The sequence below is a fragment of the Mastigocladopsis repens PCC 10914 genome (assembly GCF_000315565.1).
Taxonomy (GTDB): Bacteria; Cyanobacteriota; Cyanobacteriia; order Cyanobacteriales; family Nostocaceae; genus Mastigocladopsis; species Mastigocladopsis repens.
On record NZ_JH992901.1, the window covers coordinates 256,910 to 275,195 of the forward strand.

General features: G+C 43.1%; 23 protein-coding genes. 11 read left to right on the forward strand and 12 right to left on the reverse strand.

Annotated elements, in window-relative coordinates; translation table 11 throughout:
• Positions 1-168: 168 nt before the first annotated feature.
• From MAS10914_RS0103215 to MAS10914_RS0103230, 3 genes are all read right to left on the reverse strand, one after another.
• Positions 169-966, reverse strand: coding sequence for an Rpn family recombination-promoting nuclease/putative transposase (locus tag MAS10914_RS0103215; protein WP_017314459.1), 798 nt, complete (start codon positions 964-966; stop codon positions 169-171).
• A gap of 412 nt (positions 967-1,378) precedes the next feature.
• Positions 1,379-3,058, reverse strand: a complete 1,680-nt coding sequence (locus MAS10914_RS29490) for a tetratricopeptide repeat protein (protein WP_017314461.1) — start codon at positions 3,056-3,058, stop codon at positions 1,379-1,381.
• A complete protein-coding gene (locus tag MAS10914_RS0103230) occupies positions 3,048-4,340 on the reverse strand; it encodes an ATP-binding protein (RefSeq protein WP_017314462.1) in 1,293 nt (430 codons plus the stop codon). Before MAS10914_RS0103230 ends, MAS10914_RS29490 begins: the two co-directional genes overlap by 11 nt.
• A gap of 84 nt (positions 4,341-4,424) precedes the next feature.
• On the opposite strand from MAS10914_RS0103230, the gene MAS10914_RS0103235 reads away from it, so the two are divergent.
• A complete protein-coding gene (locus MAS10914_RS0103235) occupies positions 4,425-5,468 on the forward strand; it encodes a cysteine hydrolase family protein (protein ID WP_017314463.1) in 1,044 nt (347 codons plus the stop codon).
• 30 nt (positions 5,469-5,498) lie between these two features.
• On the opposite strand, the gene MAS10914_RS0103240 is transcribed toward MAS10914_RS0103235, so the two are convergent.
• Positions 5,499-6,380 carry a peptidoglycan DD-metalloendopeptidase family protein gene (locus tag MAS10914_RS0103240; protein ID WP_017314464.1) on the reverse strand — a complete coding sequence of 294 codons (882 nt, stop codon included), beginning with the start codon at positions 6,378-6,380 and terminating at the stop codon, positions 5,499-5,501.
• Positions 6,381-6,569: 189 nt separating this feature from the next.
• On the opposite strand from MAS10914_RS0103240, the gene MAS10914_RS0103245 reads away from it, so the two are divergent.
• Positions 6,570-7,775 carry an HhoA/HhoB/HtrA family serine endopeptidase gene (locus tag MAS10914_RS0103245; RefSeq protein WP_026082305.1) on the forward strand — a complete coding sequence of 402 codons (1,206 nt, stop codon included), beginning with the start codon at positions 6,570-6,572 and terminating at the stop codon, positions 7,773-7,775.
• 52 nt (positions 7,776-7,827) lie between these two features.
• Here MAS10914_RS0103245 and MAS10914_RS0103250 read toward each other — a convergent pair whose 3' ends face one another.
• The 3 genes from MAS10914_RS0103250 to ispD form a co-directional block, all read right to left on the reverse strand.
• Positions 7,828-8,175, reverse strand: coding sequence for a DUF760 domain-containing protein (locus tag MAS10914_RS0103250; protein WP_017314466.1), 348 nt, complete (start codon positions 8,173-8,175; stop codon positions 7,828-7,830).
• Between the two features lie 227 nt (positions 8,176-8,402).
• Positions 8,403-8,948 carry an SMC-Scp complex subunit ScpB gene (gene scpB / locus MAS10914_RS0103255; protein WP_017314467.1) on the reverse strand — a complete coding sequence of 182 codons (546 nt, stop codon included), beginning with the start codon at positions 8,946-8,948 and terminating at the stop codon, positions 8,403-8,405.
• Positions 8,949-9,132: 184 nt separating this feature from the next.
• Positions 9,133-9,822 carry a 2-C-methyl-D-erythritol 4-phosphate cytidylyltransferase gene (ispD, locus tag MAS10914_RS0103260; RefSeq protein WP_026082306.1) on the reverse strand — a complete coding sequence of 230 codons (690 nt, stop codon included), beginning with the start codon at positions 9,820-9,822 and terminating at the stop codon, positions 9,133-9,135.
• A 177-nt stretch (positions 9,823-9,999) separates the two neighbouring features.
• On the opposite strand from ispD, the gene MAS10914_RS0103265 reads away from it, so the two are divergent.
• From MAS10914_RS0103265 to MAS10914_RS0103275, 3 genes are all read left to right on the forward strand, one after another.
• A complete protein-coding gene (locus tag MAS10914_RS0103265; protein ID WP_017314469.1) occupies positions 10,000-10,959 on the forward strand; it encodes a glycosyltransferase family 9 protein in 960 nt (319 codons plus the stop codon).
• The gene (locus MAS10914_RS0103270; protein WP_017314470.1) at positions 10,952-11,539 is read left to right on the forward strand and encodes a D-glycero-alpha-D-manno-heptose-1,7-bisphosphate 7-phosphatase; all 588 of its coding nucleotides are present in this window, start codon (positions 10,952-10,954) and stop codon (positions 11,537-11,539) included. Before MAS10914_RS0103265 ends, MAS10914_RS0103270 begins: the two co-directional genes overlap by 8 nt.
• 620 nt (positions 11,540-12,159) lie before the next feature.
• The gene (locus tag MAS10914_RS0103275; RefSeq protein WP_017314471.1) at positions 12,160-12,927 is read left to right on the forward strand and encodes a hypothetical protein; all 768 of its coding nucleotides are present in this window, start codon (positions 12,160-12,162) and stop codon (positions 12,925-12,927) included.
• 65 nt (positions 12,928-12,992) lie between these two features.
• Here the strand turns inward: MAS10914_RS0103275 and MAS10914_RS0103280 are convergent, their stop codons facing one another.
• From MAS10914_RS0103280 to ndhC, 4 genes are all read right to left on the reverse strand, one after another.
• Positions 12,993-13,466, reverse strand: coding sequence for a CRR6 family NdhI maturation factor (locus tag MAS10914_RS0103280; protein WP_017314472.1), 474 nt, complete (start codon positions 13,464-13,466; stop codon positions 12,993-12,995).
• A gap of 268 nt (positions 13,467-13,734) precedes the next feature.
• On the reverse strand, positions 13,735-14,259 hold the full coding sequence (locus MAS10914_RS0103290) for an NAD(P)H-quinone oxidoreductase subunit J (protein ID WP_017314474.1): 525 nt from the start codon (positions 14,257-14,259) through the stop codon (positions 13,735-13,737).
• A complete protein-coding gene (locus MAS10914_RS0103295; protein WP_017314475.1) occupies positions 14,252-14,989 on the reverse strand; it encodes an NADH dehydrogenase subunit K in 738 nt (245 codons plus the stop codon). The genes MAS10914_RS0103290 and MAS10914_RS0103295 overlap by 8 nt, the downstream gene beginning before the upstream one ends.
• Positions 14,980-15,342 (reverse strand): photosynthetic/respiratory NAD(P)H-quinone oxidoreductase subunit C, encoded by a 363-nt coding sequence (gene ndhC / locus MAS10914_RS0103300; protein WP_017314476.1) that lies wholly within the window; start codon positions 15,340-15,342, stop codon positions 14,980-14,982. The genes MAS10914_RS0103295 and ndhC overlap by 10 nt, the downstream gene beginning before the upstream one ends.
• A 263-nt stretch (positions 15,343-15,605) precedes the next feature.
• Between ndhC and MAS10914_RS0103305 the strand changes: the two genes are divergently transcribed.
• The 6 genes from MAS10914_RS0103305 (at position 15,606) to MAS10914_RS32530 (ending at position 17,881) form a co-directional block, all read left to right on the forward strand.
• A complete protein-coding gene (locus MAS10914_RS0103305; protein ID WP_017314477.1) occupies positions 15,606-15,941 on the forward strand; it encodes a rubredoxin in 336 nt (111 codons plus the stop codon).
• Positions 15,942-16,036: 95 nt separating this feature from the next.
• Positions 16,037-17,059 carry a photosynthesis system II assembly factor Ycf48 gene (locus MAS10914_RS0103310; protein ID WP_017314478.1) on the forward strand — a complete coding sequence of 341 codons (1,023 nt, stop codon included), beginning with the start codon at positions 16,037-16,039 and terminating at the stop codon, positions 17,057-17,059.
• 103 nt (positions 17,060-17,162) lie between these two features.
• On the forward strand, positions 17,163-17,411 hold the full coding sequence (gene psbE, locus MAS10914_RS0103315; RefSeq protein ID WP_017314479.1) for a cytochrome b559 subunit alpha: 249 nt from the start codon (positions 17,163-17,165) through the stop codon (positions 17,409-17,411).
• A gap of 9 nt (positions 17,412-17,420) precedes the next feature.
• Positions 17,421-17,558: a cytochrome b559 subunit beta gene (psbF, locus tag MAS10914_RS32520; RefSeq protein ID WP_071599789.1), complete on the forward strand. Its 138-nt coding sequence runs from the start codon at positions 17,421-17,423 to the stop codon at positions 17,556-17,558.
• A 9-nt stretch (positions 17,559-17,567) separates the two neighbouring features.
• Complete coding sequence (locus MAS10914_RS32525; protein WP_071599790.1) at positions 17,568-17,687, forward strand: photosystem II reaction center protein L; 120 nt, start codon at positions 17,568-17,570, stop codon at positions 17,685-17,687.
• A 74-nt stretch (positions 17,688-17,761) separates the two neighbouring features.
• Complete coding sequence (locus MAS10914_RS32530; protein ID WP_015209608.1) at positions 17,762-17,881, forward strand: photosystem II reaction center protein J; 120 nt, start codon at positions 17,762-17,764, stop codon at positions 17,879-17,881.
• Between the two features lie 191 nt (positions 17,882-18,072).
• Here MAS10914_RS32530 and psaI read toward each other — a convergent pair whose 3' ends face one another.
• On the reverse strand, positions 18,073-18,219 hold the full coding sequence (psaI, locus tag MAS10914_RS32535) for a photosystem I reaction center subunit VIII (RefSeq protein WP_198014957.1): 147 nt from the start codon (positions 18,217-18,219) through the stop codon (positions 18,073-18,075).
• Positions 18,220-18,286: the final 67 nt, after the last annotated feature.

Sequence of the window (18,286 nt, forward strand, 5' to 3'; positions counted from 1 at the left end):
TACGGCAGTTGCTACAACGGGGGGAACCCCCCGTTCGCGTAGCGTGCGCTTTGCGCTCAGTTTGCCCGGAGGGAAACCCTCCTTGCAACTTCTCTCCGCAACGCACTGCCTCGTCCATCTGTGGTTAATTATTCTTTTTTTTGGAATGAATGCAAGAAGTCTATTAAACTAGTGATTCTGGGCTGCTTGCTGCACTTGTTCTACCGTCAAATCCAAAGCCCTTGCTACTTGTTCCACACTCAACCCCAATCCCAACAACCGGGGTACTGCTTCTAACTTAGCTTGCACCTTTCCTTCTTCTAAGCCTTCCTCCTTAATGGATTGATACATCCTTGTTTTTTTGAATTCGTCGTCTATGCCCAACATAGCTGCTAACTCCTCTCGGCTCATATGGGTAAACTTGTACAAAAGGATGGTTTCTATTAATTCTACAATTTGCTTGTTGGTCGCTTCATCTGCCAGTTGTTGTCTTGCCCGCACAATCAATTCTCTACCTCGATCAATAGCTGTCTCTTCGCTTTCTATAATTAACTGCACAACCGCAAGTTGAAGTGAGTTTTCTGTTACTGTACCTAATTGATCTAAATAAATCCGTTGGACTTGTGGACTCTCCAGCAACAACTCATACGGCTGTTGATCGTCTGGATCTAAACTTTGGTTGGGATAGATTACAACTGCACGCCAAAACTTAACGGATGTATTTTGACGCAGGTACAGAAAGATTTCTGCAAACAAGCGCCTATAAAAATTTGAGTCTAGTTGAAACTGAACTTCTACAAAATAAACTGGTTCGTTTATGGTTTCAGTTACCGGGACGAATACACCATCAATCCGAAAAGCAGTTTCTTTAAGTTCAACGGAAACAAATTCATAGGTGTTGGGATTGACAGTAGTATCGCCAATGATTGCAAAAAATATACTGGGAAAAGCCTGAAATAAACTGTAGAATATTTTGTCGGTTCTCACGTAGTTAAATGATTTTAGGATGACTGTTTTAAGAGGTTATTTATAAAATTACTGTAGAGCGATCACCCATTAAGCGATCGCTTTTGTGTAAAATCAAAATTACTCCTTCATCTGCTTCCATCTATTCAACCTCAGAAGTTGATGATTCAAGCTTTGAGCTTCATTGTTCAAGTTGCCATTGTTAAACAAGAGTCTTTGGAACGAGCACATGAGTCTTTGAAGGTGACGCATGAGTATTAAACACTCAAGCGCGAGTATCTGGAACTCAAGAGTGAGTATTAAACACTCAAGCGCGAGTATCTGGAACTCTGGCGTGAGTATTAAACACTCAATCGCGAGTATATGAGACTTAATCACAAAGCTCAAATACTCAAGCGCGAGTATCTAAGACTCAATCACGAGTATCTGAAGCTCACTGTTGACGAAGACTTGCCAAATTTTTACGAACAATAACAGTCTTGGGATGATTTACCCCTAACCGATGCTCACGAATTTCCAATGCTTGCAGGTACAAAGGTTCGGCTTCACTGTAGCGTCCTTGGGAATCGTAGAGTAATGCCAGGTTGTTGAGGCTAGAGGCGACATGGGGATGTTCATCTCCTAGCAGGCGTCGCCATAGTTCCAAAGCTTGTTGGTACAAAGGTTCAGCTTCAATATATCTTCCTTGGGAGTAGTAGAGCTTCGCCAGGTTGTTGAGGCTTGTGGCGACATAGGGATGTTCATCTCCCAGCAGGCGTCGCCATAGTTCCAAAGCTTGTTGGTACAAAGGTTCAGCTTCAGTGTATCTTCCTTGGGAAAAGTAGAGTAACGCCAAGTTGTGGAGGCTTGTGGCGACAGGGGGATGTTCATCTCCCAGCAGGGATCGCCATAGTTCCAAAGCTTGTTGGTACAAAGGTTCAGCTTCAATGTATCTTCCTTGGGAACGGTAGAGATTCGCCAGGTTGTTGAGGCTTTGTGCGACATCAAGATGTTCTTCGCCCAATAGGCGTTTTCTCAGTTCCAAAGCTTGTTGGTACAAAGGTTCAGCTTCAATGTATCTTCCTTGGGAACGGTAGAGATATGCCAGGTTGTTGAGGCTTTGTGCGACATCAGGATGTTCTTCGCCCAATAGGCGTTTTCTCAGTTCTAAAGCTTGCTGGTACAACGGTTCGGCTTCGCTGTAACGTCCTTGGGAATCGTAGAGTAATGCCAGGTTGTTGAGGCTTGTGGCTAAATCTCTCTCCAAACCGAGTTCTTTTTGCAGTTCAGCGGCTTTACTGTAATATTTGACTGCCAAATCTTGTTCTTTCTTGTAATCTTGAGCCTTAGCCCAATCTAACCTTGTTTTGTAAATATCTCCTAACCTAGAATACAAAGTCGCCAAACTGGCATTTTTTGCTCCTTGCTGTTCGATTTGCTGAATTAACTGTTGTAAATCTTCAATAGGCAAGAAATAGGGGTTATCTTCATCGATGCTTGCCAATTCTGTATCATCTAAAGTATTGAGACGTAGCATTGCTACATCTCTACCAGGAACAGAATTCGTTTTTTTCGACACAAACCGGAAAACACCGTTGCGCCAACTCCAAAAATCTGGAGCTTTTTGACTGAGGTTAACAAGAATTTGGTGAGTCACCCAAAGGACAATTGCATAGGGAAACTCGCGTAATGCTTCTCGTGTCCACTGCAAGTAACCAAAAAAAATCTCCTGTTCGGAGCGTTCATTTCCCAATTTGAGAAAATAAAGTTGCTCAGCACCTGTCACTGTAATCACCGCAGGGTTATGCTGACGAAGATATTCTTCTTGTTCCACCAGTTGGTTAATCGCAGCCTTGAGACTCGGTTCACACCGCGCTAGTGTCACCCGATAGGGACGGAAAGTCTGTTGTAGTTCAGCTTCGTACTGGGCAATAATGCGATCGCGGAAGTTAGCATCATCGCAAACCCCAATCAGCAAATTTAATCCCCGTTCTTTTGCCTCAATACTGACAATTAAATCATCGTAAGCGTCTTGATTTTCTTCATCTTCTAATAATTCTTGATTTGTGCGAGCAAATTCTGTTTGTTCTTCCTCTTGGTTGACGATAGATTGAGGGTGTTCGCTAGCTTCCATTGATTAACCCTCGCCTTTTCAAAGTTTCTACAACAATCGGGTGAACATCATACCAAGGCTCATCGTTACGATATTCCAGCACATACAAACCATGTAACAAATCCAAAAACTCTGGTTGTTTTGGGTCATTAGGCATAAAATTTTGATAAGTATTTTGCAAAATCTCATAATCAATTTTGCTTAAGCGAATCGCAAAGTCACTACGCATCTTAGTCACTGCTTGCTCTAAAACGCTATCATCAATAATGACTTTTTCTCCTGTTTTACGCCTAATTAACCTTAAACAAATCCGACAACATTCATTAGCAATTCTAATTAACTCTCGCAACACTCCACCACTCGTTACAACTATCTTTTCAGCAGTATGACTTTCAATTAAGTTAGTAGCAAGCCGCTTCTTTAAAATTTCACATAAAATATCTGTTGCTTCCTGACGCGGTACAGAATTAGGCAAACGGTTTTTGCCTTTTTCAAAAATTTTTAGTACAGGCATTACCACAATTTGATTATTTGTTTCCGAGGCAATGAGTGTGCTGAGAAAAGTTTCGCGAATGATTGCTATTGGTATGGTATAAATTATCCGGATATTAGGTTGGCACAGTGCCTTAATATTATCTTGATAAATTTCATTAACTCTTGCTAAATCAAGTTTATCTAAATCATCAATAATCACTAAAATCTCTTTCTTGGATGCCAATTGAATCAAAGCAGCTATTTCATTAATCCTCGCAACTAAATCGGATAATTTCCGTTCAAATTCTTGCTTAATTTCATACCTTATGGTAGAATCTACTTTCAATTTTGTAATAATTAATTTAAAAAAGTCAAAGCCTGTTGAAGCTTCTCCTTGAAACTTCATTTCTTCAGTCCGAGTGCGGGTAGCAAACCATTTATAAAGAGGTTCTTTAGTCGATTGAGGAATTTCTACTCGGCTTGCTTCCGCCTCAGACATTAAATTGAGTGCAATAGCAAATAGAATATTGATATGGTTAACATCCGACATCTCGATTGTGTCAGCGATGGAGAATGAAACAACAAAATAGCGGTCATGCAATCGCCTGCTAAATTCAGCTAACAAAGTGGACTTACCACAGCCGCGATGCCCTGTAAATATAATCTTGCCATCAGCATTAGGGCTATCTTCAACTAATTGCTCTAATTCCTCTATAACCTCATTACCGTAATCGACTCTGAATCTATCCAGATCGTTCTGTTGCACAAGTGGCAAAAGTTCCAAATTTCTATATGCTTCCTGAAAAGACTTTAACAAATCTTCAGACATCGGACTATAGCGTATGAAGTGCTGACTCTTTCTATCATTACCCAACTTCAACCGAAAAATTTAGCTAAAAATTAAGATTAAACTATGAACACCCCAATAACAACCCAAGAACCCATTCCCCCGCACTTTAACTCTGAAGAAGTCGGCTACGTCTGGCGCGTACCTTACCAACAACGTGCAAAAGAAGCGAGAGAATGGGCGAAAAAATATGATATCCAACCCGCATCAGAAGACAAAACCCGGATTTGTCTGCTTTTAATTGATGTACAAAACACTTTCTGCATTCCTGAATTTGAATTGTTTGTCGGTGGAAAATCTGGGACGGGTGCGGTAGATGATAACATCCGCTTGTGTGAGTTTATCTATCGCAATTTAGGGGTGATTACGAAAATCACACCCACGCTTGACACTCATACAGCAATGCAAATTTTCCATCCCATTTTTTGGGTAAATACGACAGGTGAACACCCCACCCCATCTGCTACCAGCATCACACCAGCAGATATTGAAAAAGGGGTTTGGAAAGTTAATCCAGGAGTAGCTTCCAGTCTTGGATACGAGTACGAAGTCTTAGAAAAATACGCTTACCACTACGTTAAGCAGCTCACTCAAGATGGCAAATATCCGCTAACAGTTTGGCCCTATCATTCTATGTTGGGTGGTATCGGTCATGCATTAGTTTCTGCTGTAGAAGAGGCGGTCTTTTTCCATTGCATTGCTCGTCATAGTCAAACACAATTTGAAATTAAAGGTAACAATCCTTTAACAGAAAATTATTCTGTCTTGCGTCCAGAAGTTTTGGAAAGTTTTGATAAACGTCCAATTGCCCAAAAGAATACGCATCTCATTCAACAATTATTGGAATTTGATACTGTGATTGTCGCAGGTCAAGCCAAAAGTCACTGTGTCGCTTGGACAGTTGACGATTTATTAACAGAAATTCAGCAGATAGACTCTAATTTAGCAAAAAAAGTTTATCTGCTGGAAGATTGCACTTCTCCTGTCGTTGTTCCCGGTGTAGTGGACTATACGGAAGCAGCCGATGCAGCATTTGAGAGATTTACCGCAGCAGGGATGCACCTAGTTAAATCTACAGAACCTTTTTTGAGTTGGGTGATGGAGAGATAAGGAAAAGGGAGTATTCCACTCCCCAATTCCTCACCGCTGAAGATATCCTTTGGGATCTTGAGCAGTCCAACCTAAGGATGAGCTAGAACGGACTTCAAAATGGAGATGGGGTTGGTTTATGGTAGGTGTTCCAGTTGTTCCAACAGACCCCACTGTGTCTCCTTTTTTGACTTGTTGACCAACAGAGACTTTGATACTGTCAAGATGGGCGTAGCGGCTTTGCAATCCGCCGCTGTGATTAATGATGACCAAATTACCATAAGTCCCTTGCTCGCTAGCAAAGACTACCGTACCTTCACCTATCGCTTGCACAGGCGTCCCTTTTGCTGCTAACAAATCCATCCCACTGTGGAAGAAAACTTGTCCATTCGTAGGATTAGTCTGCCAGCCATAGGGTAGAGCAACAGTTGCTACTTCGGCTAAGGGATACCCAGTTAATTTACTGAGACTGGGAGTGGGAGTGGGAGCCTCAGTTATGGGACGATTGGGTGAGCGTTTTACCTCTGGAACAAACACGACCCTAGGATTTTTCTGGCATCCATTGACGTCAAACAATACATCGGGGCGGATTTTATATTTTGCCGCTATTTGCCGCCAAGTTTGACCAGAAGGCACTTCAACAACAATCCCATTGTACGGAGGAATTTGAATTTCCCTACCAACCACTACCTTACCATTTTGTAAAGATGGATTCATGGCGATAATAGTAGCTGGCGTGAGATTGTAGCGTTGCGCTATACTCTCCACAGTTTCTCTTGGTGCAACTTTGTGTCGCTGGAAGCGTTCAAGGGCTGGAGTGGGGCAACCAGTGACAGACGTTTGTGCAAGGGCGGACTGTGGGCTTGTGTATACTAGCCCAAGGGTGCTGGTGACTATGCTACACAGAATGAGTAGACGATAGCAAAAAGTCATGTATATAAAGGAGGCACTCAATTATTTTAGATTTTAGATGGCAACAGCAGGTGATCAGGGGTGGTTAGTGGTGTTTCTTGACAGCTAACAACTAAAACTGACTGATGACCAATTAATCTGTCAAGTTCCCTTTTGCTTGACTAAACTTAGAAATTAGCATCTGCATTGCTGTCTGTGAGCGTAATGATTATGAAATTATCGTTAAAACAACTGGTTATTTATCTATCCTTATTGACTATTGGCGGCGGTGCAGGCTTGTTGGGTAGTCGTTATCTTCCGCCACAAAATCGCTTGTTTCGGGAGTTAAGAAATGTAACAGTTTCTTTGCCCCCGGAAACTGCAGTTCCAAATCCTGTTGGAGGACAAGTTGGGGCTGCTAGTGGCGATAATATGAATTTTATTGCCACTGCTGTTCAAAGAACTGGACCCGCAGTCGTACGAATTAATGCAACCCGCAAAGTGGCTAATCCTATTTCTGATGCGTTGAAGAATCCTCTGTTGCGGCGATTTTTTGGCGAGGAAGAGCAACCATTTCCCAGAGAGCGAATAGAGCGCGGTACAGGGTCTGGATTTGTTTTGAGTGAAAATGGACAAATACTAACTAACGCTCATGTTGTAGCGGATACACATACAGTACAAGTGACCCTCAAAGATGGTCGGACTTTTGAGGGTCGGGTGGTTGGAGTTGATGCAGTGACAGATGTGGCTGTTGTAAAAATTCCATCTCACGATCTGCCAACAGTTAAACTAGGCACTTCACAAAACTTAATACCAGGTCAATGGGCGATCGCTATTGGCAATCCCTTAGGTTTAGACAATACTGTCACAATCGGCATTATTAGCGCTACAGACCGTACCAGCGCTCAAGTTGGTGTTCCAGACAAGCGAGTTAGCTTTATCCAAACGGACGCGGCTATTAACCCCGGTAATTCAGGTGGTCCTTTGTTAAATGCTCAAGGCGAGGTGATTGGCATTAATACTGCTATCCGCGCCGATGCTCAAGGGCTAGGTTTTGCCATTCCCATTGAAATAGCAGCCCGCATTGCTAATGAGCTTTTTACCAAAGGGCGTGTGCAACACCCTTTTTTAGGGGTTGAAATGTCAGACCTTTCTCAGACCAAAAAACAGCAGATTAATCAAGACAAAAATCTCAACATTAAACAGGATGTTGGGATAGCCATTACAGGAGTCCTGGAAAATTCTCCGGCACAACAGGGAGGACTCCTTCCTGGGGACTTGATTCAAAAAGTTAACGGCAAGCGAGTCAAAACAGCCGCTCAAGTACAGAGGCAGGTGGAGTCCAGCACTGTAGGCGACGTTCTGGAAATCGAAGTCAACCGCAACGGGAAAATTCAAACATTTAAAGTACAATCAGGGGCTTATCCCCAGAAGTAGTTATTAGTCCTTTGTCCTTAGTCCTTAGTCCTTTGTAACTAATGACAAATGACTAATGATTGTTACTCAAATGATCTAGCTGCATCCGTTGTTCCATTTGGCGCAGAAAATAACCCGTCATCATAGCCGACGCTAAAAGACCAGCTAGATTGTCCCGGTCTGTGGTAATTTGTACGTTGAAATTTTCTGCGGGCAACATCCCGACAAGCCCTTGGACGTTTTGCGAAATGATTTGCTTAATTTCGGGGCTGACAGACTGGGCGACGCGGGCTAGGACTTCAGGTGGCTGGTGCTGTAGATACTTGAGTAACTGATTGGGAAGTTCCTCAAAGCTATCGTTCAGAAGCTGATTGGGGTGTTCCTCAGGGTAGTCATTCAGAAAGTTAGGATCAAACACCATTGGCTGTTTTTTTAGCTGAGTTGCTTATTCTACTCTAAACCATAGTAGAAGGGTGAGACATATCACCACCTCTTTCTGGAGTACTAGCATTCCTCCACGACCAGCGGCGGGGAGCCTCATTCCCTTGTGGATGTGGGGGGAAAGCTGCCCCGCCACTGGAATTCACAATTCATTTTAAATTGAAGCCACACAACAGTTGTGGGTGCGGCGCTTCATAGCCACAAAACTCATGATGGTTCTGGTTGTGCTGTGAGTTCTAGCTCTAGTTGTTTTTGTTCTGGGCTATTAGAGAATAGTTGGGGAAGTTGGTCAATTTGGAAATATTGGTGAAATTTAGGGGTGATTTGTAACGAATACGAGCGAGACTCACTATCTCGGCGTTTTTTGACAAAACCAAGTTCGACAAGTTCTGGAACGTGTTGATATACACCAGAACCGCGCAAGTTAATCAAGTCGCTTTGGAGTATTGGATTATTTAGGGCAATGGCTGCCAAAGTCCGCAATGCTCCTACGCCCAATTCTACTGGTATGAGAGTTTGTACCAGGTCATGAAAGCCTGACCGCAGTTGCAAACTATAACCATTTGGTGTTTCCACGACTTCTAAGGCGCTGTCTCGGTGGGCATACTCGTCAATGAGTTCTATTATGCCTTCCTCAACTGTGGTGCGATCGCAAGCGGCATACTCCGCAATTTCACTTATGGACATGGGCTTGCCCTTTAAATAGAGAATTGCTTCTATCTTTGTCGCTGCATTTATGACGGCATTAGTCATGGGTTATCAGTCACTAGTCATTAGTCGTTAGTCATTAGTTATTTGTACTACTGAAAAATGACTAATGACAAAAAACAAATAACAACTTTTTGTTTCCTAATCATAAAATAGAAAAAAAATCAAGATTTTTTGGCAAATCCCAAAGGCGAACCTTCGGCGCCTTCAAGAATTGTTATAACCCACTTCACCCTTTACCCAGTCTATTTTTTAGGATGAATTCAGCGATCGCCAAATCTTGTGGAGTAGTCAGCTTGAGATTCGTCTCCTCTCCCTGAACAATTCGCACAGGGTAGCGGCACTTTTCAAACAAAGCAGCATCGTCAGTCACTTCCCACCCTTGACGGATACCTTCGGCGTGGCACTTTTTCAATAATTGAACATCGAATCCTTGGGGAGTTTGTGCTGCCCATAATTGCCGTCGGTCGGGCGTGCTTTGAATGATGCCATTTTCATCTACGACTTTGATAGTGTCCTTGACTGGTACTGCGGCAATTAAACCAGGACACTGTCGAATAGCTTCAGCACAAGAGTTGAGTAAATCTGGTGTGGCAAGGCATCTGGCTCCATCGTGAATCAACACTTGCTCTTCGGAGTCTGGCAGCGCCTGCAATCCATTGTAAACTGATTCTTGACGGGTGGAACCCCCTTGAATCAGTTCCACTGGCTTAGTTAGCTTTAATGGAGTGAGAATCGTCTTGAAATCTTCCCAGTCATAGGGTTGACAGATAATGCCTATCGAACTAATTTGACTTGCCGCTTCAGCGGCTAGAAGAGTCCAAGCGATAATAGGTCTGGAGCATACCACAAGCAGAAGTTTATTGCGGTTACTCCCCATTCTTCTTCCTGTTCCAGCAGCTGGTATTAATAAATGCACACAATTCCTCAATCTCTATACTAGTTAGTGTCTAGTAGTTAGTAGTACTTTTGACAAGCAATAAATGTAAATGTACAGACGCGCTAGGGCGCATTTCTACAACTAACAACTAACAATCCTAATTCCCAATCCCTATCTTCCCCTAAAATAATCAGCGAGTAAGCGTCAAGATATATTATGCGAATAGTAGCCCTTGTTCCTGGCGGAATTGGCGACCAAATTCTCTTCTTCCCGACCCTAGATGACCTGAAGCGCTCTTACCCCAACGCTCAGATAGATGTTGTTGTCGAACCCCGGTCAAAGGCTGCTTACCGGGTGAGTAAGTCAGTCAATAATGTCCTGGCGTTTGACTATAAAGACCGTAATAGTCTGGCAGATTGGGGCAACTTGGTTGGGACGATACGCGATCGCGAGTACAATATTGCCATTGCTCTAGGGCAAAGCGCTTTAGTGGGTGTTTTGCTGTGGTTGACTGGAATCCCCAGACGAATTGGCTACAGGAGTAAAGCATCTGCTTTTCTCACCAATCCAGTTCCTCTGAGAACAGAACAGTATGCCGCTTGTATGTATCACGACTTGCTGCAAGGGTTGAGTATAAACTCCCCAACTCCCGAGTTAGCAGTCAATGTGCCAAAACCAGATATTGACTGGGCTATCAAAGAACAACAACGGTTAGAAATCAAGGAAACTGGCTACATTTTAATTCACGGTGGTTCTAGCAAGTTAGCTCAGACAAAAGGTCTGGATAAAATTTACCCTGTCAGGAATTGGCAGCAAATTATTCAAGAATTCCAGCAAAAGCAGCCAGAAATACCCATAGTGGTCATCCAAGGACCAGACGATGAAGAGTTTGTGCGTAGTCTCAAAAATTCCGCACCTTATATCAAAGTCACTTCTCCTGATGATATTGGCAAGTTGGCAGCGTTGATTGCTGGGGCAAATTTAATGCTATGTACTGATAGCGCACCCATGCACTTGAGTGTAGCGGTACAGACTTATACTGTCGCCTTATTTGGTCCGACAAACCCAGCGAAGTTATTGCCAAGAAGCGATAAATTTATTGCCATTAAATCCTCTACGGGTAAGATGGCAGATATCTCACCTAAAACTGTGTTGGAGAAAATTTGGGGTGGGTAAACCTGCTGTATTCCTAGACCGCGATGGTGTGTTAAATGTCGAGGCTGGCTACATTCACGCCGTAGAAGATTTACATTTAATTCCCGGTGTAGCAAAATCCGTGCGCCAGATCAATGACCGAGGTCTTTTTTGCTGTCTGGTTTCTAATCAATCTGGACCAGCTAGAGGTTATTATCCAGACACTCACGTACAAGCGTTACATCAGCGACTTTGCCGATTATTGGTAGAGGAAACTGGGGCGTTCTTAGACGCTTTGTATTATTGTCCCTACCTCAGCCCACCAGAAGGTGGTAAAGACCCAGAATACACTCGCTGGTCTACCTGGCGCAAACCCAACACAGGGATGTTGGTCGCAGCGGCTTGGGAACATGATTTGGATTTGAAGCACAGTTTTATGGTGGGAGACAAAGCGACGGATGTAGATATGGCGCACAATGCTGGTTGTGTGGGTATTTTGGTGCAAACCGGGTTTGGCGATCGCGTTTTGGCTGGTGATTACCAGCACCACACAAAACCAGATTACATTGCCAAAGATTTGGCTGTAGCCGTTGAGTGGATTTTGCACCAGCAACAGGTGTAAAAAAATACAACAAAACAAGTGGTACTGAGCTTCACCTCAGTACCACTTGTACCAATTTGGCTATTGCTAGATAAAATCCGCTTAAAAAGGCGGATTTTAGCTTATCTACTGACAAAATTGCCTGAGTTCTTGCCCAACTTCTAGTTGAGAAAAGATTTTTTGCTAATGACTAGCATAAACTAAAAATTTTAGGTAAATTCTTACAAAGAATGAATTCTTTTGTATAACTTGGTATACATTTGATGCGTTCTTTTGTAATTGAGTATAAGTTGGAAGTTGAGCTTGAGTAAAGCTTTGAGCCTAATTTGTGAAGTTAACACTAAGCTATTTAATAAATAAGCTTACAATGGCTCTTGAAAATCGACACAAGAGGGAGTTTAAAGTCTTGTTACGAAATTAATTAAGTGCAACTAAAAATTTACGTTAGAACAAAGATTAGTAACCTCAGTGCAGCAAGCTGAGGATTCTCGGCTGCTTGGTAACTGCTTGTTGCCATGTTATCAGGTGTAATTAGCTTACGGGTAGATCTAGGTGCCATGTTATGTGTTCCTTCACTTCCCTCTTGCTGTCAGGTTGGTGCATCGAAAAAGAATGTGACGAAATATTACAAGGAAAGACAGATGGCGATTCGAGTACATAGCTTTGTGAGCAGTGGAAAACGTTACATCCAAGTAGAGAGCCAACCTCAACATATTACTGGCATTTTTAGAACGCTCATGCACTTTTCCAAAAATATGCATCCCTATACGTCAAGAGATGTAGAAAGTGCCTGTTTTAGGTGTGAAGAAGATGGAACAATGACTTTCTACCAAGCTCAAAGCATTGATGTAGATCACTCAGCAGGAATTTGGACATATCTTGTCTATGAATGTCCAGTAGGTGAAGAAAAAGTTTTCCCAGACTCATCTATTGATACAAGTGCAAATTCTTTACAGCCCTTGTTTGCGGGTTATAAAATAGTTCAAGTAGCAGTAGATATAAAGGAGTATATTGAATGTCAATACATTCAAGATGAATATCTGGATGTTCAACTCCCCTCGGGTTGGAATACTCAAGAAGGGAGAAAAATCGCCAATCTTCTCTTAGAAGAATTTAGGGCGTTTAAATCATCTACTATATTTGCAGAACGTGCTGGCAAAGAATACATGAGATCCGTTTTCAATGGCTTTATTAAAGCTGCACAAGAAGTCTTAGAAAACGGTCGCACCCTGAAAGATTTTGAATCTGCTCAATACGATGTGCTAAGGAAGATTAGAATCCATGACATGGCAAATTTGATTCTTGAATATAACGATTATCGCATCTGGCAAGCGGCATTACCGACTAAATCGAAAGCAGTTGAATATGCTTTTAGTACAGCATTAAAACTCATATGCCGTATTAAGTAGCCTTGAGCTAAGGACTAAAAAATTAGTCATAGTTATTAGTGGCTTATTTTACTAATGACTAATCACTAAAACATCTCAAACAAGGCATCATCTAACTCATAACCTAGGAGTTGCGCCATCGACTGGAGGCGAGATTTATTAGGAATGCCCTGCTGTTGTAACCAGTCATTTAAAACAAACAGCTTGTGCATCAAAAAGATTTCCAAAGCTTCAGGGTTGTACTGAATACCTTCTCTGGTGCTGAATTGATGCGGTACAAGCATAGCTGCATAACGGGCAAATTCCCCTGCTTGCCAATCAAGTAAAAATAGTAACCAAGGATAGCGAGTATCCAGGCGGATAAACCACATCCGCACTTCTGGGACTTCTGAGAGTTCCCGTGGATCGCCTGGTTGTAAGACATAGTTTATATCAAAACGTAGCTGCTGCTCGTGGGATGCGATCGCCCCCTCTTGCAGCAGTTTTTCAATCTCTGTCACTACAGGGGAGAGATCCAAGCTGTTAATGCAGTCAGTATTGAGTGAGATGGTGATTGTCATCGAGTCAAAAAATAGCCTCGACAATTCATACTACTCTTTTCTGGCTCAAAAAACTTTTCTTATCCCTTACCTCTTTCCCAGTTAAGAAAGGGCAGGGTAGTTTCATTGTCATTAAAGAAAATCTGAAAGTCTTAATCCTTCATTTCCCTTTCTCGAATTGCTCACGAATGAAGAACGAAAAAATGGAATTTTGGATTTCCTCTCATGACTTTGAAACAGCCCTGCTCTTTGGAGCACAAAGAGGGGCTGAGGATAGGGTACAACCGCTCTAATAAGCGTCCTGCAACTCATAGAAGTCAGGGGACACGTAATCCTTACGCAAAGGCCAACCGACCCAATCTTCTGGCATTAAAATCCGCTTAAGGTCTGGATGTCCTTCATAGATGATGCCGAACATATCGTAGGACTCGCGTTCTTGCCAGTCTGCTGCCTTCCAAATCCAGTACACTGAAGGCACTCTGGGGTTCTCCCGTGGAAGGAACACTTTGAGACGTACTTCCTGGGGACGGTCAGCATTATCACTGAGTTTCACTAAGTGATACATACTAGCCAACTCCTGCCCTGGTCCAGTGTCAATGCCACACTGAAACTGGAGGTAATTAAACCCGTAAGCATACAGTGCAGTACAAGTTGGGAGCAAAAAATCTGGCTCTACCTTAATGATTTCTACACCTCTATGATCTGGTTCTAGAGACTCATGGGCAAAGTCGTTTTCTGTCAACCATTGGGAAACTTCACCCGCTTTCACCAGTGATTGTTCTTCTGCTGGTACTGGTTTCGATTCTTCAGCCACGGTTGGTTTCCTCCTTTTGTACCCTCTGTGTCATAAGAGCAGGTGGAATTGGCATACCTATTGCTTCCGTCAATTCCTTCGGCGGTGTAATGCGAGACTCAGTCTGCAAATACTTACCCGTGAGAATTTGCTCTGCGGGCTTGAGGTTGTGAGTTGTGCTGTAGTAGCGGTGGGTTTGCGTAATCCGATTCCGCTCTTGCATCGAATCATTTGCTATCTTCTTCCGCAGCTTAATAATCGCGTCAATAATCGCTTCTGGACGGGGCGGGCAACCGGGTAAGTAAACGTCCACTGGAATCAGTTTATCGACTCCACGCACTGCTGTGGGGGAATCCACGCTGAACATACCGCCAGTAATCGTGCAAGCACCCATAGCAATTACGTACTTTGGTTCTGGCATTTGCTCATAAAGACGCACAAGCTGAGGTGCCATCTTCATGGTGATTGTGCCTGCGGTAATAATTAAGTCAGCTTGGCGGGGGCTAGAACGGGGAATCAGACCAAAGCGGTCAAAGTCAAATCGGGAACCAATCAAAGCCGCAAACTCAATAAAGCAGCAAGCGGTACCAAACAGCATGGGCCAAAGGCTAGAAAGCCGTACCCAGTTGTAGAGGTCATCAACCGTGGTCAGGATGACGTTTTCTGACAAATCTTGGGTTACTGTAGGACGCGAAATCGGGTTGAGGATGCGCTCTTTTTGCTGCTGCTCTATGTTAGTATCTAAGACCATTCCAAAGCTCCTTTACGCCATGCGTACACTAGGGCAACGACAAGAATTGCAATAAAAACTAGCGCTTCAATAAATGCCAATAGCCCAAGACGGTGGAAGGCAACCGCCCAAGGATACAAAAATACAGTCTCTACATCAAAGATGACGAAGACTAGCGCGAACATGTAGTAGCGGATATTGAACTGAATCCAGGCTCCACCAATGGGTTCCATGCCGGATTCGTAGGTGGTGCGCCGTTCTGGGTTGCGACCACTTGGTCGCAGGAGCTTGGACGCTGATAGAGCTAGGGCAGGCACTAGGCTACAGACAATGAAGAAGCCTAGAAGGTACTCGTAACCACTAAGAACAAACACAATGAATTTCTACCGCTTTTAGTGCTAATAAATTTGTCAGACTAGTGCTCTTGGGAGGGGAGCCACTGCGTTGGCAAGCCAGCGCTCCGCACATACCCGAAGGTTAACCTTCTTTTACATTATATCTTTTTGACTTTTTTGAATCCTGAGAAACCGAGCTGGAGATGATTTGATTGGTTTTTGCTTAAGATAGAAAAACCTAACACTTATGTCATAATTTTTAACGTATATTTAAGATTTCCCTCTCACCAACGCTAAGAGCCATGAGCGAACAAGCTGTTGAGACGACCGCGTTAGACCGCTATGAATGCCGTGCCTGCGGTTATGTTTATGAACCTCTGAAGGGGGACGACAAGCATGATATCGTCCCTGGGACACCCTTTGCAGAATTATCTTCTACTTGGCGATGTCCAGTTTGCGGTGTCAAAAAGACTTCTTTTGCGAACATTGGTCCTGCTGGTCAAGCATCTGGCTTTCAAGAAAATTTGAAATATGGTTTAGGTGTGAATACCCTCACACCCACCCAGAAGAATCTTCTGATTTTCGGGGCTTTGGCTGTTGCCTTTTTGTTTTTTATGAGTCTCTACGGCTTAAAATAAGACGCGCTCTTAACAGAACAGTAGGGTGGGCAATGCGAACCTCATACCAAACCCATACACAAACTCACAAATTCAAAAAAAATTAACAGATACAGATGCTCTCAATTGTGAAAATTTGCCAACGAATACTGGCTTTGTTCGTGGTCATCCTAGTGTGTGTTGGTTGTAGTCATGTCTCCTCAACCAGCTACAATCCTTGGGAAGTTATTTCCGTCCCAACAGACGCAAAACTACTGGATATTGCCTTTACTGATGACCCTCAGCATGGTTTCCTAGTAGGCAGTAATGCTACTCTTTTGGAAACAAAAGACGGTGGTGAGACTTGGCAACCTCTGGAATTAAAACTGGATGACCAAAGATACCGATTTAACACTATCAGTTTTGCTCTTAAAGAGGGGTGGATAGCTGGAGAACCTTCTCTACTGTTACATACCACTGATAAAGGTCGTTCTTGGTCACGTATTCCCTTGAGTGAAAAGCTACCAGGTAGTCCTGTTAGTATTGTGGCACTTGGACAAAACAAAGCTGAGATGGCTACAAATGTGGGAGCAATATACAGAACCACAGATGGCGGTCAAAACTGGAAAGCGCAGGTGGAAGAAGCCGTGGGTGTGGTTCGTAACATAGAACGTTCTGCTGATGGCAAATATGTTGCTGTTTCTGCAAAGGGTAACTTCTACTCGATTTGGGAACCAGGGCTAAATGCTTGGATACCTCATAACCGGAATAGTTCCCGACGGGTAGAAAATATGGGATTTACCGAAAATGGTCAAATGTGGATGTTAGCACGGGGTGGTCAGGTACAGTTTACTGACCCAGCTAACCCCCAAGAGTGGCTAGAATCTCAATATCCAGAACTCTCTACCAGCTGGGGCTTACTCGATTTGGCTTATCGCACGCCCGAGGAAATTTGGGTAAGTGGCGGTAGCGCTAATTTGCTGCGGAGTCCGGATGGCGGTAAAACCTGGGAAAAAGACCGTGAGGTTGAAGCAGTTCCCGCAAATTTTTACAAGATTGTGTTTCTCAACCCAGAAAAGGGGTTTGTTATTGGCGATCGCGGTGTTTTACTGAAATATAATCCCAATATCGCAGCTGCTTCTAAGTCAGAGGGGTCTTGAGTATTTGTGCTTATTAATGAGAAAGAAGTTACGAGGTGTAACTCTTTCTTAACTTTGTAGGATAATGATCTCAATAACAATCTTTGTGAAGGTAGGGATATAAATGTCGGGTACTACTGGAGAACGTCCATTTTCGGACATTATTACTAGCGTTCGTTACTGGGTGATCCACAGCATCACCATCCCTGCACTATTTATAGCGGGTTGGTTATTTGTCAGCACTGGCTTGGCATACGATGTGTTTGGTACACCTCGCCCTGATGAGTATTACACACAAATACGGCAGGAATTGCCAATTGTCAATAACCGTTTTGATGCAAAACAACAAGTAGAGCAATTTAAGGCAGAGTAGTTTGAAATCATGACTAGCGGAAATAATATCAATCAACCAATTTCGTATCCAATTTTTACAGTCAGATGGCTTGCAGTTCACACCCTAGCTGTGCCAACTATATTCTTTTTAGGCGCGATCGCCTCCATGCAGTTTATTCAACGCTAGGAGAAAATCATGGAAAGAAACCCCAATCCCAACAATCAACCAGTTGAACTTAACCGGACTTCTCTTTACCTAGGACTGCTACTAGTTTTCGTTCTAGGGATTCTGTTTTCCAGTTATTTCTTTAACTAACTGGAACGAGGGCTATTGACCGCTGTTTATTTTTTAACTTTCGTCGAAAATTTTTTATTAAGGGAGGAGAGACTGTGTCTGGAAGTGGCAGAATTCCCCTATGGGTTGTTGCGACAATCGCAGGGTTAGGCGTAATTACCGTTGTAGGTATTTTCTTTTACGGAGCCTACGCTGGACTTGGTTCTTCAATTTAAGAGTAATTTGAGCCGAACACAATTGCTAATTGCTAAGTACTAATGACAATGAGCAATTAGCAATTAGTAGCTATAAAGATGTAGCTAAATACAACAGTTGAAGAATCGATTAGAAATCAGCATAAAAAAGCCGCCCGTCTCTACAAGAGGGGCGGTCAATTTTTAATTCATGGTTAAGTCAGTTAACTAGTTTAGCCGATATCGTCGCGTTCGATGTACAACAACATAAACGCAAATGTTACAGCCGGAAGAACTAGACCAGTTACAGGAACGAGGATGGAAGGCAAAAATGAAGCTGCGTACATGAGGATGGGAGGCAAAAACGAAGCTGTGTACATAAGATTCCTATTAAATCGAACTACAATTCAACAAGAGCTTACTGCAAATTTTCCCCTAATTTTTTAA